The organism is Streptomyces sp. NPDC054047 (assembly GCF_055585065.1).
In genome coordinates, this window is sequence record NZ_JBVJKV010000005.1 from 373860 (window position 1) to 391638 (window position 17779).

11 protein-coding genes and 1 pseudogene are annotated in these 17779 nt (G+C 67.2%); 10 read left to right on the top strand and 2 right to left on the bottom strand.

From position 1 onward, the window contains the following. The first annotated feature begins 55 nt into the window (after positions 1-55). The 7 genes from ACZ6ZP_RS21440 (at position 56) to mads5 (ending at position 8668) form a co-directional block, all read left to right on the top strand. Positions 56-1117 carry an AlbA family DNA-binding domain-containing protein gene (locus ACZ6ZP_RS21440; RefSeq protein WP_469407877.1) on the top strand — a complete coding sequence of 354 codons (1062 nt, stop codon included), beginning with the start codon at positions 56-58 and terminating at the stop codon, positions 1115-1117. A 457-nt stretch (positions 1118-1574) separates the two neighbouring features. Next, a complete protein-coding gene (locus ACZ6ZP_RS21445) occupies positions 1575-1715 on the top strand; it encodes a LexA family protein (protein ID WP_469407878.1) in 141 nt (46 codons plus the stop codon). 660 nt (positions 1716-2375) lie between these two features. Continuing rightward, positions 2376-2744 (top strand): hypothetical protein, encoded by a 369-nt coding sequence (locus ACZ6ZP_RS21450; protein ID WP_469407880.1) that lies wholly within the window; start codon positions 2376-2378, stop codon positions 2742-2744. 188 nt (positions 2745-2932) lie between these two features. Beyond that, complete coding sequence (gene mads2 / locus ACZ6ZP_RS21455) at positions 2933-5131, top strand: methylation-associated defense system DNA methyltransferase MAD2 (RefSeq protein ID WP_469407881.1); 2199 nt, start codon at positions 2933-2935, stop codon at positions 5129-5131. After that, positions 5128-6456, top strand: coding sequence for a methylation-associated defense system AAA family ATPase MAD3 (mads3, locus tag ACZ6ZP_RS21460; RefSeq protein WP_469407882.1), 1329 nt, complete (start codon positions 5128-5130; stop codon positions 6454-6456). Before mads2 ends, mads3 begins: the two co-directional genes overlap by 4 nt. Further along, a complete protein-coding gene (gene mads4 / locus ACZ6ZP_RS21465; RefSeq protein WP_469407883.1) occupies positions 6453-7238 on the top strand; it encodes a methylation-associated defense system protein MAD4 in 786 nt (261 codons plus the stop codon). Before mads3 ends, mads4 begins: the two co-directional genes overlap by 4 nt. Continuing rightward, complete coding sequence (gene mads5, locus ACZ6ZP_RS21470) at positions 7235-8668, top strand: methylation-associated defense system restriction endonuclease subunit S MAD5 (RefSeq protein WP_469407885.1); 1434 nt, start codon at positions 7235-7237, stop codon at positions 8666-8668. The genes mads4 and mads5 overlap by 4 nt, the downstream gene beginning before the upstream one ends. 141 nt (positions 8669-8809) lie before the next feature. On the opposite strand, the pseudogene ACZ6ZP_RS21475 reads toward mads5, so the two are convergent. Beyond that, positions 8810-8989 (bottom strand): annotated as a pseudogene (locus ACZ6ZP_RS21475) (DUF397 domain-containing protein); the annotation flags it as partial. 284 nt (positions 8990-9273) lie between these two features. Here ACZ6ZP_RS21475 and ACZ6ZP_RS21480 point away from each other — a divergent pair. Next, positions 9274-9588, top strand: a complete 315-nt coding sequence (locus tag ACZ6ZP_RS21480; protein WP_469407887.1) for a hypothetical protein — start codon at positions 9274-9276, stop codon at positions 9586-9588. A gap of 4 nt (positions 9589-9592) precedes the next feature. On the opposite strand, the gene ACZ6ZP_RS21485 is transcribed toward ACZ6ZP_RS21480, so the two are convergent. Beyond that, complete coding sequence (locus ACZ6ZP_RS21485; RefSeq protein WP_469407889.1) at positions 9593-11656, bottom strand: AIPR family protein; 2064 nt, start codon at positions 11654-11656, stop codon at positions 9593-9595. 219 nt (positions 11657-11875) lie between these two features. On the opposite strand from ACZ6ZP_RS21485, the gene mads6 reads away from it, so the two are divergent. Together mads6 and mads7 are read left to right on the top strand one after the other, a co-directional pair. Next, positions 11876-16084, top strand: coding sequence for a methylation-associated defense system protein kinase MAD6 (gene mads6, locus ACZ6ZP_RS21490; protein ID WP_469407891.1), 4209 nt, complete (start codon positions 11876-11878; stop codon positions 16082-16084). Continuing rightward, positions 16084-17778, top strand: coding sequence for a methylation-associated defense system protein MAD7 (gene mads7 / locus ACZ6ZP_RS21495; protein ID WP_469407893.1), 1695 nt, complete (start codon positions 16084-16086; stop codon positions 17776-17778). The genes mads6 and mads7 overlap by 1 nt, the downstream gene beginning before the upstream one ends. The last annotated feature ends 1 nt before the right edge of the window (position 17779 follow it).

Genomic DNA, 17779 nt, shown 5'->3' on the forward strand with positions numbered 1-17779 from the left:
TGCGCTTGTCGAAAAAGGCGTTCCTCGCGACCGTGCTTCGTGTAATCATTTCAGGATGTCCTACGTAGAGAGAATCCAGCGGGAGCGAAGTTCCGAATCGCGCAGCTATGGAAAGTTGCTTCTAACTAACGGAGTGGCCTTAACGTATGAGACGAACCAGATCGATTTCACAATTGAGTGGAATCCAGAAATCGAGGGAGATGTGCCGTCCACCGAACTGGTGGAGGAAGTTGCGCAGGTTGTCGGGTATGACGTAAACATTTACTGGTCTGACCCTAAAGGTAGGCAGCCAGGGATACACGTGTACAGCAATCCCGAGAGGGATACAGAAACATTCCTGGTTGTGCACCTGCACGAGGCTTCCCAGGATAGAGAAGTGAAAGCATACGTTTCTCACTTCCTTCGAAGGTATGGTATCGCTGTATTGGAGTGCTTTCGATATGCGGATGGCGACGGGTCCTATTGGAGTTTGACCTGCCGCGGAATCGGGGGCAGCTCAATAACCGTGCGGTCCCTGTTTGATGCGGCGCTTGCCTTGCAGCAGAGCACGATGAGATCGCTCGAAGTCCAGCTAGAGACTGCCGAAGACGCTTGTGAGGCACTGAAGAACGGTGAGGTATGGCGGTTCATCGGTCTACACGAGAACGAGTGGTTTGAGGCAAAGTCTCAGTTGCCAGACCTCAGTAAATCGGCTGGAAAGTTCACGCTAGCCAAAGATGTTGCCCAGTTTGCAAATTCGCGACTTGGTGGCATTTTGGTGTATGGAATGTTTACCAAGAATAAGGGGAGCGGGGATGAGATTTGCAGGATTTCCCCTATCTCCCTGGACGGACGACTGGAAAAGTCAATCGAAGCGACACTGCGAAATCAGGTTCATCCAGCGATAGCTAACCTTCGTCTGGACTCCGTTAGCATAGACGGGGGGCATCTCCTTTACGTCTATGTTCCGGCGCAATCGGATCCCGCGAAGCCGTTTATCGTGGAGGGGTCGGGTATCGTCGAGCTTGGAAAAGGGAGTGTGTTCGCCGTCCCGATTAGGAGTGGAGGTCAGGCAATCCAGGTTACGGGGAAGTCTCTACATGCGCTTCTGGCGGGGAAAATCTTTCTGTCGGGATAGCGATTTGCAGCCCCGCACGCCAGTCTAGGTCGAGCGCCCAGACTGCTTCGGGGCGAAGTGGTTATGGATGCAAACCCTGCTGGCACGTGCGAGGGCCCCGCGCGATTCGCTGCCACAGGAACATTTCCAGGGTCGCCGCCGTAGCGCTCCGCCTTGGCCAAAGAATCGAGCATGTGATTTAGTCGAATGTGTGGAACCTTCGATTCCCGATGATCTAGTACGCATGCAGCGGGAGTGGAGTGCGACCTACGCTCAGCTTGCCCAGCAGTCGGGCCGTACTGCACTGCGCCGCCGGTTGCTGGCGCTCTCCATGGTTCTGGCACGGCACCCGCTGAGCCCTGCCGGGCGGATCGAGCTACGGCAGCATGCTTGCGCGCATGGGACCGGCAGTGAGTCTCACTGAGCGCCAGGCGCAGATCCTTCGCTGCATCAGGGGCGCGATAGCCGAGACGGGGGAGTGCCCCCCACGCTCGAAGAGATCGGGGCCGAGGTGGGGCTTACGAGTAAGTCTGCTGTGCATTATCAGTTGAAGCGCCTCGAAGCCCTTGGGGTCATCGCTCGCGCTAGCGGCGGTGCCCGGGTGTACCGGCTCGTCTGAGGCTCAACCCCGATTCGCAAAGCGACCCACGTGGGCTCAGATGGGGTCTCACTTGGCCCGGTATCCGCAGTGATCCAGCTCCGTCCGAAGGTATCCAGCAAGCCGGTTGACCTCAGCCTTTTCGGATCTGGCGGATGGTCCCGGACGGCTCCGGACCAAGATCGGACAACTCGTAATGCGTAGGTCTCGGGTTCGAATCCCGAAGGCGGCTCTATGGTGAACCCCAGGTTAGACATCTGACCTGGGGTTTCTTGTTTTTGTTGATCTTGAAATTCGGGCCAATCGGGCACGTGCAGTCCGTGCATCGCAATGCGTAGGTGCGGAGTTGACGGCCAGTGGCGGTTGCGGATTGCGGGGCTGTGACCCCAGCATTTGTTCATGGCTGCCGATCTCCCCGGCCCTGTCCAGGTCGAGCGGGTGGCCACTTGGTGGCCAGGCGTGCAGAGGGCGTGCAGAGGGTTCCTCGGTCAGACTCGCGGATTTCGCATGGGAGTCGTGCCATCCGGACAATCGCGCGGTCGGCGGGGTTTTCCTTAAGCGCGAGCGACGACGCGCTGCTTCACTGTCGGCCGCCCCAGTAGGGCGAGCTGAGCTGCATTGCGTCGCCGGTCGGCGCGGTGATCTGCTGCGTGGAGGCGCCGCCGTCCGCGGACGGCGGCAGTGTGCTGGTCTTCTGCGGCAGCAAGCGCCGGGTGCGGGCCGCTGTGCCGTACGCGCCGTCTCGTCCCGCGCCTGTGGCAGGCGGCCCGCGCCCGCGGCGTCGACGCCCTCGACTGGGGTGGTAAGACGCCGCCCGGTGATTGCCCCCTGCCCTCGGACCGCTACCGCGTGCTGCTCGCGGAACGCGCCACCGGGGTCCGTCTCGCCCTCCAGGACGGTGCGGTCCGGGTGACGGCTCCGCCCGGTTCGATGATCCGGAGGTGGAACCGCGCGACCACCACGCTGCACGTTTTCGACGGCACGGAGACCACCCTGCTCCTGCCGCGCGACGACCCGTCCGACCCGTCGGCGGCCAAGTATGCAGGGTGAAGTGCCGTCGGCGGATCCGGGAGGCGCGTCGCCGTTTCGAGGCGTCCGCACGGCTCACCGCGCGGTGTTCGGCTCACTCCGCGATTCCTGTCACGCACCACGCCGTAAGGTGGGTCCGCACAGTGGATGGGCCCGTCGCAGAGCACAGGTCGGGCGTGGTGGAAGTCGGGACGGAGCAGACGGCGGATATGGCGGACGAGCAGCTGGGCCTTGGATTTTCCGTGCCGGAGGAGCCCAAGAAGCGGTCCGGGGAGGTCTCGCCGCCGCGCGCGCTCGGGGACGACGAGACGATCGACTACATCACCGGTCAGGACGTCCTTAAGCTGACCGAGGCCGAAAAGGTCCGGCAGCACATCGCCCGGGTCCTCGTGCACCAGTACGGGATCAATCCCGACGACATGGCGCGGGACTACACGATCGAGATTCCGGCCGGTGAGGGCACCCGCAAGAGCCGGAAGAAGGTCAGCATCGCTGTCTTCGAGGCCAACAAGCCGCATCGCCTGGAGTATCTGCGGCGCATCGTCATCACCAAGCCGCGTCCCCGGACGGGCCGCACCGTCACCAAGATCCGCACGCACGAGCAGGCGACGAAAGACATCGACGACCTCCAGTCGCTGATGAGCGTGGTGGGGCCGCAGTGCCATCTGGGCCTGTGGACCGATGACATCGACCTGTACTTCGTGGAGCGACTCAAGAAGGACGACGAGGGCCGGGAGCTCCGGTTCGAGGACCGCTTCCGCCCCCTGCCGAACTGGCCGCGCGGCGACGACACGGCCTTCGATGCCGCCCGTGACGCGTCCTCCCTGGCGGAGATCCGGCGCGCGGACAAGTACATGCTGCGCTTCGCCTTCCGGCGCTGCCACAACTACATCCACGGCAACGAGGGGCTGCCCAAGGACGCGGCGTTCTGGCAGTTCCTCTACGTCCTGTTCGCGAAGATCTACGACGAGCGCATGGTCCGCGAGCATGGGCGCGAACCGCGGTTCCGCATCGACATCGAGGACTTGGTCAGGACAGAGACCACTGCCAGCGGCGCCCAGCGCAGGGCGGGCAGCCCTGAGGTGGCGGCCCGGGTCAAGAAGCTCTTCGAAGAGGTCAAGGACTTCTACAAGAAGCAGGGGCTCTTCGACAACCGTGACGAGCTGACGCTGTCCGTCCCCGCGCTCACCTTCATCGTCGGTGAACTGGCGCCGTACGACCTGGGCACGACCGACATCGACGCCAAGGGCGTCGCGTACCAGGAACTCGTCGGGGACAACCTGCGCGGCGACCGCGGCCAGTACTTCACGCCCAACGAAGCGGTGAAGCTGGTCGTCGACATCCTCGATCCGCAGGAGGACGAGACCGTCTTCGACCCCTGCTGCGGTACCGGCGGCTTCCTGCGGGAGACCCTGAACCACCTGTTGCGCAAGTGGCAGAAGGCCGAGAACGGCACCTTCACCAACGCCCAGGAACTCGCCCGGCAGATGGCCGACTACCGTCGGCGCCTGGCCGCCTACGCGGACGAGCACCTTTTCGGGGCCGACTTCGACCCCTTCCTGCGCCGGGCCACCGTGATGAGCCTGATGACCCTCACGGACACGGCGGGGCACGCCTTCCAGATGGACTCGCTCGCGTTCCCGGACGGCCATCTGCCGGGCAACGACGAGGCGTTCGGCTTCCCGCAGATAAGGCTGGGCGCGGTGGACGTCCTGATGACGAACCCGCCGTTCGGCTCGGACATCCCCGTCTCCGAGGACATGATCCTCAACTCCTTCCGCCAGAGCGGCGGCCAGTACGGTGTGGCCTACACCTGGGCGAAGAACAGCGAGGGCGAGCTGACAAGGGGCGACGGGGCGACCGCCGTCTCCCCCGAGCGGCTGTTCGTGCAGCGTGCCGTGGAGTGGGTCAAGCCGGGCGGGCGCATCGGCATCGTCCTGCCGAACGGAATCCTGTCCAATCCCGGCCCCGCCGACGAGGCGGTGCGGCGCTTCATCCTCGACCAGTGCTGGGTACTGGGCAGCGTGGAACTCCCCGTCGAGACCTTCATCGCCGAAGCCAACGTCAACATTCTCACCACCCTCCTCTTCCTGCGCCGCAAGACCGACCAGGAGCGGCAGGAGGAGATGGAGTTCGGGGCCGCCGACTACCCCGTGTTCATGGCGGTCGCGGAGAAGGTCGGCGTGGACCGGCGAGGGAACAAGGTCTACGTGCGTACCCCCGACGGGGAGGTGGTGGCCGAGGAAGAGGTGGAGCGCGAGATCTTGCGGATCGGCGGCGTGGAGGTGCCGCGGGAGATCCGGCGCAGCGTGCAGAAGATCGACAACGACCTGCCGAATATCGCCAAGGCCTACCACGAGTTCGCCGCGCGGTACGCCCACGAGTTCCCCTGGAACGCCGGCGCATGATCACCCGTATCGAGGCGTACGGCTACCGCTGTTTCGAGAACCTCGCCGTAGACCTGTCCGGCTTCCACGTGCTGGCCGGCGCCAACGGCTCGGGCAAGAGCACCCTGCTCGACATCCCGATCCTGCTCGCCGAGCTGCTCGGCGCCGAGCGGATCGAGGACGCCTTCCTGCGGCCGTCCGCCCGTACCGGCCGTCCGCCGCGTGCGCAGTCCCTGACCGAGCCGGTCCACCGGGGGAGGGACAGCGATTTCGGCTTCGCGGTGGAGGCGCGGCTCCCGGACGAGGTCACCGAGGTGCTCGCGGAGGCCACCCGCAACCCGCGTCTCCCGCTGCCCACACATCTGCGGTACGAGCTGCACCTCGCCCCGGTCGATGACGGCCGGGGCATCGAGATCGCGGCGGAGTACCTCGTGCTCTTCCCCGAGGGGCATCCGGTGCGTCCGGTACCAGGCGAGCGGGCCTTCGAGGACCCGGACGAGAAGATCGCCACCGGCCGGGGCGGCAGCTATCGCGTCCGGTGGGCCTGGGACGAGAGTTGGCGGCCGGTGATCGCCCGTACCGGGGGCCGGGTCTCACGCTTCACCTCCGAGGCCGGCGGGCAGCCCCCGCTGACCTGGCAGAGCCCGCACAGCAGGCTCGCGCTGGACACGGTTCCGTTCGACGAGGGTCACTTCCCCGCGGCCCTGTGGTTCCGCGGCCTGCTGCGCGAGGGCACGCTGTCCTACGCCCCCGACTGGGCGGCCCTGCGCCAGGCCGCTCCGCCCGCGGGCCGCACGCCTCAACTCGACCCCGTCGGCCGTAACACCCCGTGGCTGGCCCTGTGTCTCAAGCACGAGGACAAGGAGCTGTACGACGCCTGGGTGGACCTGGTCAGGATCGCCCTGCCGCAGGTGCGGGAGATCGACGTCGTCGAGCGCGAGGACGATCGCCACGCGTACTTCCGCGTGACCTACGCGGGCGGCCACCAGGTCACCTCCTCCGGCCTGTCCGACGGCACCCTGCGCGTGTTTGCCCTGACCCTGCCGGCCTTCATGGCCAACCCGCCGGCCCTCCTGGTCACCGAGGAACCGGAGAACGGCATCTACCCGCAGGCCATCGAGATCGTCATGCAGGCACTCCAGGCCGTACGGGACTGTCAGGTACTCGTCGCCACGCAGTCACCGCTGGTCCTGGCCAACGTGGAGCTGCCCCACGTACTCGCCACCCGCGTCGACCACGATACCGGCGCGGTCACCGTCGTACGGGGCGACCTGCACCCGCGACTGGCCGACTGGCGTGGGGATCTCGATCTGGGGACGCTGTTCGCGACGGGGGTTTTCGAGTGAGCAAGGGGGCTGCGCGGCGGGCACCGCGCGGGAACGGAAACGGGAACGGATCTACCGCGCCGGTTCCGCGACAGCAGACCGGGCCGCCGGACGAGTCCGGGAAGCGGGACGTCGTCTTCTACGTGGCCGACCAGGGCATTAAGGCCATGATCGGCGCCTTCCTGGACCGGAGGGACATCCACCACAAGCTCGGCTGCGGTCCGTTCGCCTTCGACGGCGGGCGGGACATCAAGCTCGCGCCGCACAAGGACTCCGAGCTGCCGCTCAGGGCCGGTGCGCTGCTCCAGCCCTGGCGCGGCGAGTACCGTCGCGCGATCGTGGTGCAGGATCACGCCTACGACAACCCGCTGCCCCCGGACGAGATCCGCAAGCGCATCACAGCGCAACTGGAGGACCACTGGCCGCAGTTCGCGGTGGTCGTCATCGAACCGGAGCTGGAGAACTGGTTCTGGTCGGACCACACCCCGGCCATCAAGAAGGCCCTCGTCTGGCGGCCCCCCGGTAAGGGGGACGAGCGCACCCCGCGTCAGGTGCTGGAGGACGCCGGTCTGTGGGGCCCCGGCAAGGACAAACCCGATGACCCGAAGCGCGCGGTCGAGTACCTGCATGAGAAGAAGTACACCGGCCCCAAGAACAACGGCATCTTCCGGCGCTACGCGGAGACGGTCCCCTCCGTACGCGGCTGCACGGACGCGTCGTTCCAGCACCTAAGGGCGACGCTCGCGGACTGGTTCCCGGCCGAGACCACGACGGCACACACGACGACGGAGTACGCGCAGTGAAGATCGCGTCCAAGGACAATCCGGTACGGCAGAGTTGGCTGCGGGAGCAGGGGCTGCGGATGGACGCGGCGCCCTATCTTTCGGGGGCGTTCGAAGCGCGGAAGTTGTTGGAGCGGTTGCCGGTTCGCAAGGACAAGCTGGACGAGCTGACTGCTGGGCACGGCGGAGGAATTTTCAACGGGCCCAAGTTCAGCCGCGTCTACGTCACCGATCCAGCGCAAGCGGTGCCGTTCCTCGGCAGCACGGACATGATGGAAGCGGACCTGACCCACCTGCCGCTCCTGAGCCGGGCCAGGGTGGCGGACAAGATTCCGTACCTGGAGATCCAGCCCGGGATGACGCTGATCTCCTGTTCCGGGACGATCGGCCGGATGTCCTACGTCCGCGAGGACATGGCGGGTATCTGGTCCTCCCAGCACGTCATGAAGGTCCAGCCGGATCCGGAACGAATTCCTCCCGGTTACCTGAACACATTCCTGCGCAGCCGCTTTGGTGTCCCCATCGTCACCAGCCAGGCGTACGGGGCGATCATCCAGCACATCGAGCCCCACCATATTTCCTGGCTGCCTGTGCCACGGTTCGACCCGGCGCTGGAACAGGAGATCCACGAGCTGGTGGAGGAAGCGGCTGCGCTGAGGGCTGAGTTCCAGGCGTGGTCGGTCGGGGCGACCGAGGATCTGTTCAAGACGGCGGGGCTTGAGGAACTGCTCGACCTGCGGTGGCATGACGACCGGGTTCAGGATCTCGGCTTTGTGCAGCGAGGGTTGACGTCTACGACGTTGCGCGCCCTCAACTTTCAGCCCAGGGCAGAGCGGATCCTGAAGCAGCTGCGCGACGTCGATCATGTGACGCTTGGCGAGATCTGCAAGGGTGGGCAGCTCGGCTCCGGCGTGCGTTTCAAGCGCATTGATGCCGAGCCGGGCCACGGGGCAGTCCGCTTGATCGGGCAGAGACAAGGGTTCTGGATCCGGCCCGAGGGGCGTTGGATCAGCCCGAGCCAAGCTCCGCCGGGGATCTTCGCCAGGGATGAGACAGTCATGATTCCCTCGCAAGGCACGCATGGCGAGAACGAGGTCTTCTGCCGTGCGATGTTCGTCACCGGATCATGGCTTGAGCACGTGTACACCCAGCACTTTCTCCGGGTGGTCACGGGCACCCCGGACATCCCCGGCGCCTACCTCTTTGCCTTCCTCCGCTCCGAGGCTATGTTCCGCGTCCTGCGTTCCATGTCCACTGGCGGGAAGCAGCAGGACATTCACGAGGGGCTCCGGGCTCAGATCCCCGTCCCTGTCCTCACCGCGCCCGACCGCGAACGCATCGCGGAAACGATCCGCACCGCCTACCGGAAGCGTGATGAGGCCGACCGGAAGGAAGACAGGGCTCTGGAGCTGCTGGAGCGGGCCGTGGTGGAGCACAGCGCAGCTGACTGAGGCCCGGTCCGGGCCCTTCTCGGGCACGGGGGTGTTGTTCCCGGTGTGCTGAGGGAACAGGCCGGATGGGCCGCGTGTCCCGACCCGCTGCTGGCCGGGGACGTGGGCGAAGGCGTCAAAGGGTGGGTTGAGCCCGCCGACGAATGCCCCCCATGTGTTCGACGTGAGGAACAGCGCGGTAGCCAGCGGAGCCTCGCTGTCACGCACGGGGACGAAACCAGGAATGCCGTTGCCGACCTCGACGCAGGCATCGCCCTGCTCCTGGCCGCCGTAACTGGCCTTGCGCCACTGGACGGCGTTCAAGTCTGGCGTAGCTCGCATAGCTTGAACTTCTCCACCGCCTCTTCGATCAACTCTGCGAACTCCCCAGGAGGCAGGGCGCAGGCTTTCATGCGATCGTACTGGCGCATCCGCCGCATGACAGTCTCTCGGTCATCGAAGGCCTCTCCGCCGCCGGGGCCTTCCTGGTAGATGGTGTACCTGCGGCCCAGGGGCGGGGGCCGGGAATGGGCCGCACGGCCCGAGCGCAACGAAATCGCCCGTGTAGGTGAGGCGTTGAGCCCGCAGGTCGCCGAGGCCAATGCCCGCAGCCGGGGCCAGATCCTGTGAAGCGGTCCCCTGAGCGGGAGAGTCCGAACGCCTACGCCCCGCTCGCCGGGCTCCCCAGCGTGCCCGTCGGCAGCCTGGTCCGGGACAACGCGACCGGGCGCGAGGGCACGCTGAGGCACGTACTCCTCTATCAGCCCGCTGACGAACCGGCGGGCCCCGACGCCCGCCCGGCACGCTGCCTCGTCTTCCTCCGGCCGGTCGGTGGTGGCCTGGAGTGGACCACCGAGCCGGATCAGGTGGTTCCGGCCGGGATCACTCTGGAGAAGTCCCTGAGCCCGGCGGCCGGATCCCCAGGCCGACAGACGGGCTAGGCGGTCAGGAGTCCCCCGCGGTCAACTCGTCCTCGGCCCGCAGCTCCGCGGCGAGGTCGACCAGGGAACCCTCGCCGGGAATGTGCCAGTACAGGGTTCCCTGGACCTGCTGGTTGTTGTCCATGGCCTCCTTGCGGATCTTGCGGACCAGCGTGCTGGGCGCGTACGACTGGCCGTCGGCGGCCCAGCGCAGCGGCCTGGCCGTGTTCTGCTGCCAGGTCGCGCGGGCGCGGTCGGGGTTCTCGGCCAGCCAGGCGCCCAGGCCCAGTCGGTCGGGGCGGGTGACCGGCCGGAACTCCAGACCCGTACCGGGGCGAATCCGCTCGGCCTTGACGATGAGACTGGTCGCGTTGGTCGAGCGGGCCGGCTTGCCCTGGGGCCGCTCCTCGACGCGGTAGTCGGCGTTGTCCGGCGTGGCCTCTCCCGAGCGCATCGACTCCAGGACGCGGCGCGAGACCAGACGTACACGCTCCGCCGTGCGCATGCTGGTCAGTATCTGGCTCGTCGGGCCGTACGCCCTGTCGATCGTGGTGACGAGCCAGCCCAGAGTCCGCTCGACCAGTTCCGGCACCCTCGCCAGCTGGGCGTCCCAGTCGGCGTGCTCGTCGTCGAGGCCGTCCGTGTCCAGGTTTTGGAAGACGACGTGGCTGATCAGCAGGTCACCGTTGCTGGCGGCGCTCGCGGCCCGGCCGAAGAGGTCGTCGCTCTGCTCGGCCAGGGCGGCCTTCACCGCGCGTACCAGCTGTACGCGGCGCCACACCTGCTGCGCGCTCGGCGCCGTGTTGAGTGTCCGGCCGAAGACCTCCTGGTAGTTCGCCTTCTCCCAGAGGAGGGAGATGTCCCGCTTGGCCTTCGCGGCCAGTTCGGGATTGCGGTGGGTCGCGGCGAGGGCCTCCGCGGCGTCCGTCATGGTGCAGCCGCTGTCGGGGGCGGGCTCCGACTCTCCGCGCTTCACCACGTAGGTGCGGCCGAGGGACAGTGCGAAGTCGTCCCGAAGGCCGGTCTGGATCGGGTCGCGGGACTTCCAGTCCCGTTCCTCGATCGGATTCTGGGTATTGGTGTTGAGGGTGACCTGGTCGCCGAAGCCCTCGGGGCAGTTCTCCAGGGAGATGATTTTGACCATGACGCGGCCGAGTTGCGCCGTGGCCGAATTCCGCTGCATGGCGCGGTACATGGCGCTGACTGTCTGCGCGCCGTTGACGACGCTGGCCCCTTCCAGGACGAATCCCGCTCCCGCGCCCGGAGAGAACGCTCCCTTGCCCTTTTTTCGGATCCGGTCGCACAGCAGGGTGATGCCGTTGCTGAAATACCAGAAGTTCTGGGGCTCGTGGAGGAGAGTGGCGCGAATCTTGTCGTTGACGTCGGTGTCGAGCGAGTCGCGGATGTTACGGGCGAAGAGATGCCGGTCGTGGGTCTCGTACCACTCGGCGACCTCGGCCGCGGAAAGCGTCCCGTAGTAGGCGGTGAAAGGAATCTCCTCCCGGCCGACGCCCTCGACCCAGGCTTCCAGGTCGATCTTCCGGTCGGCGTGCTCGCCGAGGATCTCCTGGTACAGGCCGCGGAGGTCGATAACCCGCCATTCGATCATCTCCTCAGCCCAGTTGCGCTTCTTGACCTCGGAGTCGAGCAACGTCCGGGTGTCCGGGTGTAGTTCGGTGTCGGTCACCAGGGCCAGCAGCAGAGTGATCTTGGGGGAGCCGCTGTCCAGAGCCTTTTCAAGGGCTTCCGTGTGCTGCTCGATGCGCTTGTTGAACCGGCTGAATTCCAGGTTCATCAGGTAGTCGAGGCCGCGGAAGAGACGGTCGACCTCACTCTGCCCGAAGCCGGCGGTGGCGTTCTCGCTCCACTTCGCCTGGACCAGCGTGATGTGCGGCCGCCCGCCCTGACCGGACGCGGACAGTTCGACCGCTACGGCGTCGATCCCCCAGTCGTCGCGGCCGTCGATGACCGACAGGGCCGCTTCCCGGTCCGCGTACCCCGTTTCGCGCTTGACCGCGAGGGCGGCCACCGCCCGGCTGAGGAGCTTCTCATTCCGCTTCTTGTCCGAGATCCCGGGCTCGTCCGTCATGTCGATGAATGGCTCAAAACGTTCGATCAGTCGTCTGCTCAGATTTCGGATGTAGAACGACTGCGACATGTGTCCTCCCCCGTCACCGATCTGACCGGCAAACACTCTATCCGGACTATCGGTTCGGCCCCCGGTACTAAAGTGACTCCGGCACATGGCAGGGCGGCGCGCACCGCGTCCGCACGCACGCGAACGGTACGGACGGGCCCCGGGGGACTCATGGCACGCATCATCAAGGTCGGCGAGCCCGTCAACGACGCCGAGCGCATGGTGCTGCGCCATCTCCGGGACGAGGGCCCCGCCGAGTGGACCGTCATCTCCAACTTCGAGATTTACCGCGGCCGTCAGTGCTTCGAGGTCGACCTCGCGATCCTGACCGACCGTGCCTGCTACATCGCGGACACCAAGGGTACGCACGGGCGTATAGAGGTACGGGGCAAGCGGTGGTTCCCCCAGGGGCGGGCGCCCTTCCCCAGCCCGGTGCGCAAGCTGCGCGAGCACGCCAAGACCGTGGCGAACCTGCTGCGGCAGTCGCACATCTCGGCGGCCCTCGGCTCGGTGTGGTGCGAGGAGCTGGTGATCCTCCCGTTCGACGACGCTGAGCTGGTCGACCACGACAACCGGGACGAGAAGAACACCGTCCTGCTCAAGGACCTCGTTCCCTTTCTCCGCGCGCACAGCCCGTCCAAGACCGGGCCCGCCTTCCCGATCGCCGGGCTGCACGAGGACATCGCCCGTGCCCTGGGCGCCGTGTCGCGAGCCCAGCCCGGACTGCCCAGGTTCGGTCACTACCAGGCCGTCGAGACGCTCGTCGAAGCGGATCCGGCGCCGGAGGCCGGGGCGGAGGCGGATGCCGAGGACCGGGTGTCGGTGTACCGGGCGGTGCAGCCGGACCAGCCGAACTCGGGGACCTATCTCGTCCAGGTGCACGCGGTCGATCCGCTGCTGCCGGAGGAGGAGCACACCCGGGAGCGGGAACGGATCGGCAATCCGATCCAGGCCCTCAACAAGCTGCCGCCCAACCCGCACATCGTGCCCTGCGTGCATGTGCTGCCGCTGGAGGACGAGACCGGATACGCGGTCGTCCTCAAGGACGTGCACGCCGAAGCGCTGCGGGTACGGATGGCCGGCGGCCCTGGCACCCTGGGCGCGGACGCGAGACGGCGGATCATGTCCGGTGTGCTCACCGGGCTCGCGCTGGCGCACGCGTACCGGGTCGTGCACCGCCACCTCACACCCGACACGGTTCTGGTGGCGCGCAACGGCACGGCGATGATCACCGGCTTCGACTACGCGCACACGGGTCAGAAGCGGGCCGGGACCGTGGCCATGGACGCGTACGAGCGCGCCGACCTGGCCTATCTCGCGCCGGAGTGCCTGAGCGGTCCCGAGGGCTTCTCCGCGGCCTCCGACATCTTCGCCGCGGGCGTGCTCTTTCACGAACTGCACACGGGGGAGCTGCCCTTCGTGACCGGCGGAAACCGCCTGGTCGACAGCCTCGACGGGGCGGACGTCACACCGAAGGTACGGGAGCTGGTCCGACGGCTGTTGGCCGCGGATCCGGCACTGCGGCCGACCGCACGGGAGGCGATCGCCGAACTGGAGCGGTTGGTGCGAGGCGGAGCGGGGCGCGGCGACGGAGGTGGCGGGGGATCGGGATCGTCGGCTCCCGGGACGCCCGACGAGCCCTTCGGCTGGGAGAACCCCTACAACTACCGGGACCTGCCGTCCGGCTTCCGGCTCACCGAGAAGTTCCACGTCCGCAAGAAGCTCGGGCAGGGCAAGTTCGGTGTCGTCTACCAGGTGTTCAACACCCTCGACGACACCGACGAGGTCCTGAAGATCATCACCAGTGATCCGGAGTCGGTTGGCGTCCGGCTGAAGGGCGAGTACGGGATTCTACGCCGGTTGCCGGCGCATCCGAACCTGGTGCGCGTCATCGACGCCGACTGGCTGCCCAAGGGCGGATTCCCCTATCTGCGGCTGGAGTTCGTGGAGGGGCAGGACCTCCAGGCCTCGGCCACCCGCGAGCGCAGACTGGGCGCCGCCGACGTGGTGCGGCTGCTGGAGGACTGTCTGGCCGGACTCGACCATCTGCACCGCAACGGCGTCTACCACTGCGACATCAAGCCCAGCAACCTGCTGTGGACTGCCGACGGCACGAAGCTGCTGGACTTCAACGCGGCGGTGTCCGTCGACTCCACCCTGACGCCCACTCTCGGCTCGCCGCGCTACCAGGCCCCGGACACCGTCGCCCGGCAGCGCCCGACCCGGGCGGAACTCGCCGACCTCGACCTGTACGCCCTCGGTGTCTCCGCCTACATCGCGCTCACCGGAACGTATCCCTGGCCGGGACGCGCGCAGCCGCCCAGGGACGAGGAGGCGCTGGACCCGCGCAGGATCAGCGGCCTGGGCGACCTGAGCCGCGCCTTCGCCGACGTACTGCTGCGATCTGTCAAGCCACGCCGTGCCGACCGGTTCCCCGACGCCGAGGCGTTCCTGGCGGCCGTACGGGCCATAGGGGAGGTCCGGCGCACGCGTGGCGGCGGGGAGCAGGACGAGCAGGTCCGGATGGAGCCCGAGCCGGCCTGCACCACGGGAGCGGGGAGGGACGGCACCAACGCGTTCGTCGGTCATCTCCAGACCCTCTACAGCCAGAGCTCGCGGACGAACGCGGGCACCCGCGGGCTCGATCCCGCGCAGTTCCCGCTGTACGTGGCCACCGCCCTGGACACCGCGCTGCGCGACGACGTCCTCGCCGGCAGACACCTGCTGGTCGTCATCACAGGCAACGCCGGTGACGGGAAGACGGCCTTTCTCGAACAGCTGGCCGTCGAGGCGGCCAAGCGGAACGCCGACATGGGCGAGAAACGTGTCAACGGCGACGACTTCGTCTTCCGGGGGCGCGCCTTCCACACTAACCACGACGGCAGCCAGGACGAGGGACACCAGGACAACGACACCGTCCTCGACGCCTTCCTCTCGCCGTTCCAGGGAGCGGACGCCGCAGCCTGGCCGCAGGACCAGACGCGGCTGATCGCCGTCAACGAAGGGCGCCTGACCGACTTCGTCACCGCACACGCCGACTGCTATCCGCTGCTGGCGGACACCGTCCGCCAGGGACTGGTGAGCGGCAGAGCCGAGCACGGCATCGCCGTCGTCAACCTCAACGCGCGGGACGTCGTCGCCGACCCCGAGGGCACCGGGGACTCCATCCTGCACCGGATGGTCCAGGCGATGACCGACCCCCGGCACTGGAGCGGCTGCGCCTCCTGCGACCTGGCACCGCGCTGCTACGCCCGGCATAATGCGCAGACCTTCGCGCACCCGACCGCCGGGCCTGTGATCACCGAGCGGCTCGCCGTCCTGTACCGGATGACCCATCTGCGCGGACGACTCCACATCACCCTGCGCGATCTGCGTTCCGCCCTGGCCTACATGCTCACCTCCGGCCGGGACTGCGCCCAGATCCACGCCCTCTACCAGCGTCCCGACAGCGTCCAGGAGCGGCTGGACAGCTTCTACTTCACCGGCTGGGCGGGCCTGCACACCGAGGGCGAGCAGGAACAGGATCGGCTCCTCGCCCAGCTGCGGGAACTCGACGTCGCGACCGTGCCCGACCCCCAGCTCGACCGCAAGCTCGACTACGTGGGCCCGGACGGCGGTCACAGCCTGATCTCCGTCGACCAGCGCGGCAGCCATGACGCGGAACTGCTCGGCGACCGGTTCGCGGCGCTGCCCCGCACCCCGTCGGCCGACCCGGTGGAAGCCGCCGCGCACCGCGCCTACCTCGCCGCGGCCCGGCGCCGCTTCTTCTTCGAGAGCCTGGACGGCGAACGCTGGAAAACCCTGCTCAGCTACCGTGTTGGGGGACGGTTCCTGGACCTCCTCACCGCGGGCGAACCCGGCCAGGCGGAACTGGACCGGATCATCGAGGCCGTCAACCGGGGTGAAGGACTGCCCGGGGCCCTGTACGACGGTGAACGGGCCCTGGCGCTCCAGGTCAGGTCCGTGCCCGGGGGGACCATTCGCAGCCATCGGCTGTTCCCCGCCCACCGGTTCACCATCGAGGTCGGCAGGCCTCCGGCCTCCGACTACGTGGAGACCAGCTCGCGTGAAATCGTCGTCCGGTACCGGGGACGGACACCGGACGGATCCGCCGAGCACCGCGCGGAACTGGTGGTCCGCCTCGACCTGTACGAACTCCTCGACCGGCTGCACTCCGGGTATCAGCCGGGGGTCGAGGACCGCCAGGGGCAGAACCTCGCGCTGGCGGTGTTCAAGAACGCGCTGTCGGCCACCTCCTACCAGGAGGTGCTGCTCACCGCACCGGGCAGCGTGCCGCACCGGATCACGCGGCTGCCGGACGGAGCGCTCCGGCTCGGGCCGGTGGGTGCGGCGAACGACGCCGCGACGAGGGGGAACTGATGGTGCTGCGCAAGCGGGACAGCGAATTCCGTCATCTGGGTGTGTCCTATCTGGAGTTCAAGCGCGTGGAGATGGACCGCGTCCTGACGGGGTTCCTGATGCGGGTCAACCACAACGGCCAGACGAGCAAGATGGTGCGGGGCAAGACACTGGCGAACGAGTTCGTCGATGAGTTCCGCGCCCAGGAGCACGCAGAGAAGTTCCAGGGTTTCCGGGACTCTCCCGACATCGCGCGGAGCTGGATCGAGACCCAGCTCCTGGACATGGTCAACCGGGGCAGGCCCAACCAGGCGGTTGCGGGGCTGCGTCCCCTGCACGGGCTGACGTACAAGTTCCGCAACCATCACCACTCCCGCGCCTACGGAGCCGACGCCCAGCTCTACGAGATGCTGCGGCACGCGCGGGGCGGGCGCGGAACGATGGCGCTGGAGAAGATCCGCGCCTTCTTCTTCACCGGACTCGACCCCGCTCTTGGCACCCAGCTGGCCGGCACCGGCGTCGACGTCGAGACGCAGGCCGTGCTCCACCTCAACAGCCAGGTGAAGCAGGACTCCCCGGCGACCGTCAAGGGCTGGTACTCGGCGCCTCCGCTGTGCGCGGGGCAGTCCGACCTGCTCGCCGACGACGTACTGCGACTGCTGTCCCTGCAGGACCTGCTGCCCCGTATCGTCATGGTCGAGTATCTGAAGATCCTCTTCGCGTTCCACCTGGCCCTCAGCCAGCTCAAGGCGATGAAACTGCTGCCGTCCGCCGTCGAGCGTTCTGCGCCCGAACCCACTTGCGGACCGGAGAACTGCCCCTCGGGTACGGCCGATTCGGCAGGCGGATTCGCGAGCTGCCCTTTCCGGGTGGGGCTGCTGGTCGACGCGGCAGGCGTGCCCGGCACCCCGGTCGCTGCCCTCGCGGAGCACAGCGCGGACGTCTGGCTGCGGCGCGTCCCCGGCTTCGTGCGCGCGGGCTACGTGGTACGCAAGCTGAGCGAGTTCGCCGATCACCTGGCCGACGCCAAGGAGATCACCAGGCCGTCCCGAGGGTTCTTCACCGTCGCCGAGCTGCTGCAGTACGCGGGAGAGGCGTACCGGGAGCGGCGCGAGCAGTTCTTCGCGTCGCGCATGGACACTCTCCTCGACGAGACCCCGATCGACGAACAGCCCGAAGGGGTACGTCCGTTGCTCAGTGCGGGGATGGGGCTCGGCGCGTTCGAGAAGTACATCGAGCTGATCATGGCGTACCGGGGCAAGTACCACTACGACTACATCGTCGAGACCATCGACTCGCTGCTGCTCAAGAACCGTCCCGGCGCGGTCATCACCCAGCCCCACCGGGGCCGCCGCCGCTTCGTCATGGACAGCGCGCTCCTGGAGGTCCTCGTCCAGATCGCGCTGCTTCGGCCCAATCCGCGCGGCACACGCTCGCGCTTCCCGTACCACACCGAGCAGTTGAGGCTGGACGAGTTCATGGACACGCTGCGCACCCGATACGGGCTCCACGTCGACCGACTGCCGGCCGACGACGGCTTTCCCACCCACGGGTTCGAGGAGCAGGCGGCTCTGCGGTCGAACGCCGAGGCGTTCACCACCCGGATGCGGGAGATCGGCTTCTACAGCGACCTGTCGGACGCCTACCTCACCCAGGTGATCACGCCCAGATTCGCGATCTCCCTGGACGGCGCGGTCACGACGGGCGGGAGGTGAC

What these genes read in the sequence shown, in the direction of transcription:
- ACZ6ZP_RS21440 (WP_469407877.1), top strand. Translation starts at nt 56, where the DNA reads ATGTCCTACGTAGAGAGAATCCAGCGGGAGCGAAGTTCCGAATCGCGC.
- mads2 (WP_469407881.1), top strand. Translation starts at nt 2,933, where the DNA reads ATGGCGGACGAGCAGCTGGGCCTTGGATTTTCCGTGCCGGAGGAGCCC.
- mads3 (WP_469407882.1), top strand. Translation starts at nt 5,128, where the DNA reads ATGATCACCCGTATCGAGGCGTACGGCTACCGCTGTTTCGAGAACCTC.
- ACZ6ZP_RS21485 (WP_469407889.1), bottom strand. Translation starts at nt 11,656, where the DNA reads ATGACGGACGAGCCCGGGATCTCGGACAAGAAGCGGAATGAGAAGCTC.
- mads6 (WP_469407891.1), top strand. Translation starts at nt 11,876, where the DNA reads ATGGCACGCATCATCAAGGTCGGCGAGCCCGTCAACGACGCCGAGCGC.
- mads7 (WP_469407893.1), top strand. Translation starts at nt 16,084, where the DNA reads ATGGTGCTGCGCAAGCGGGACAGCGAATTCCGTCATCTGGGTGTGTCC.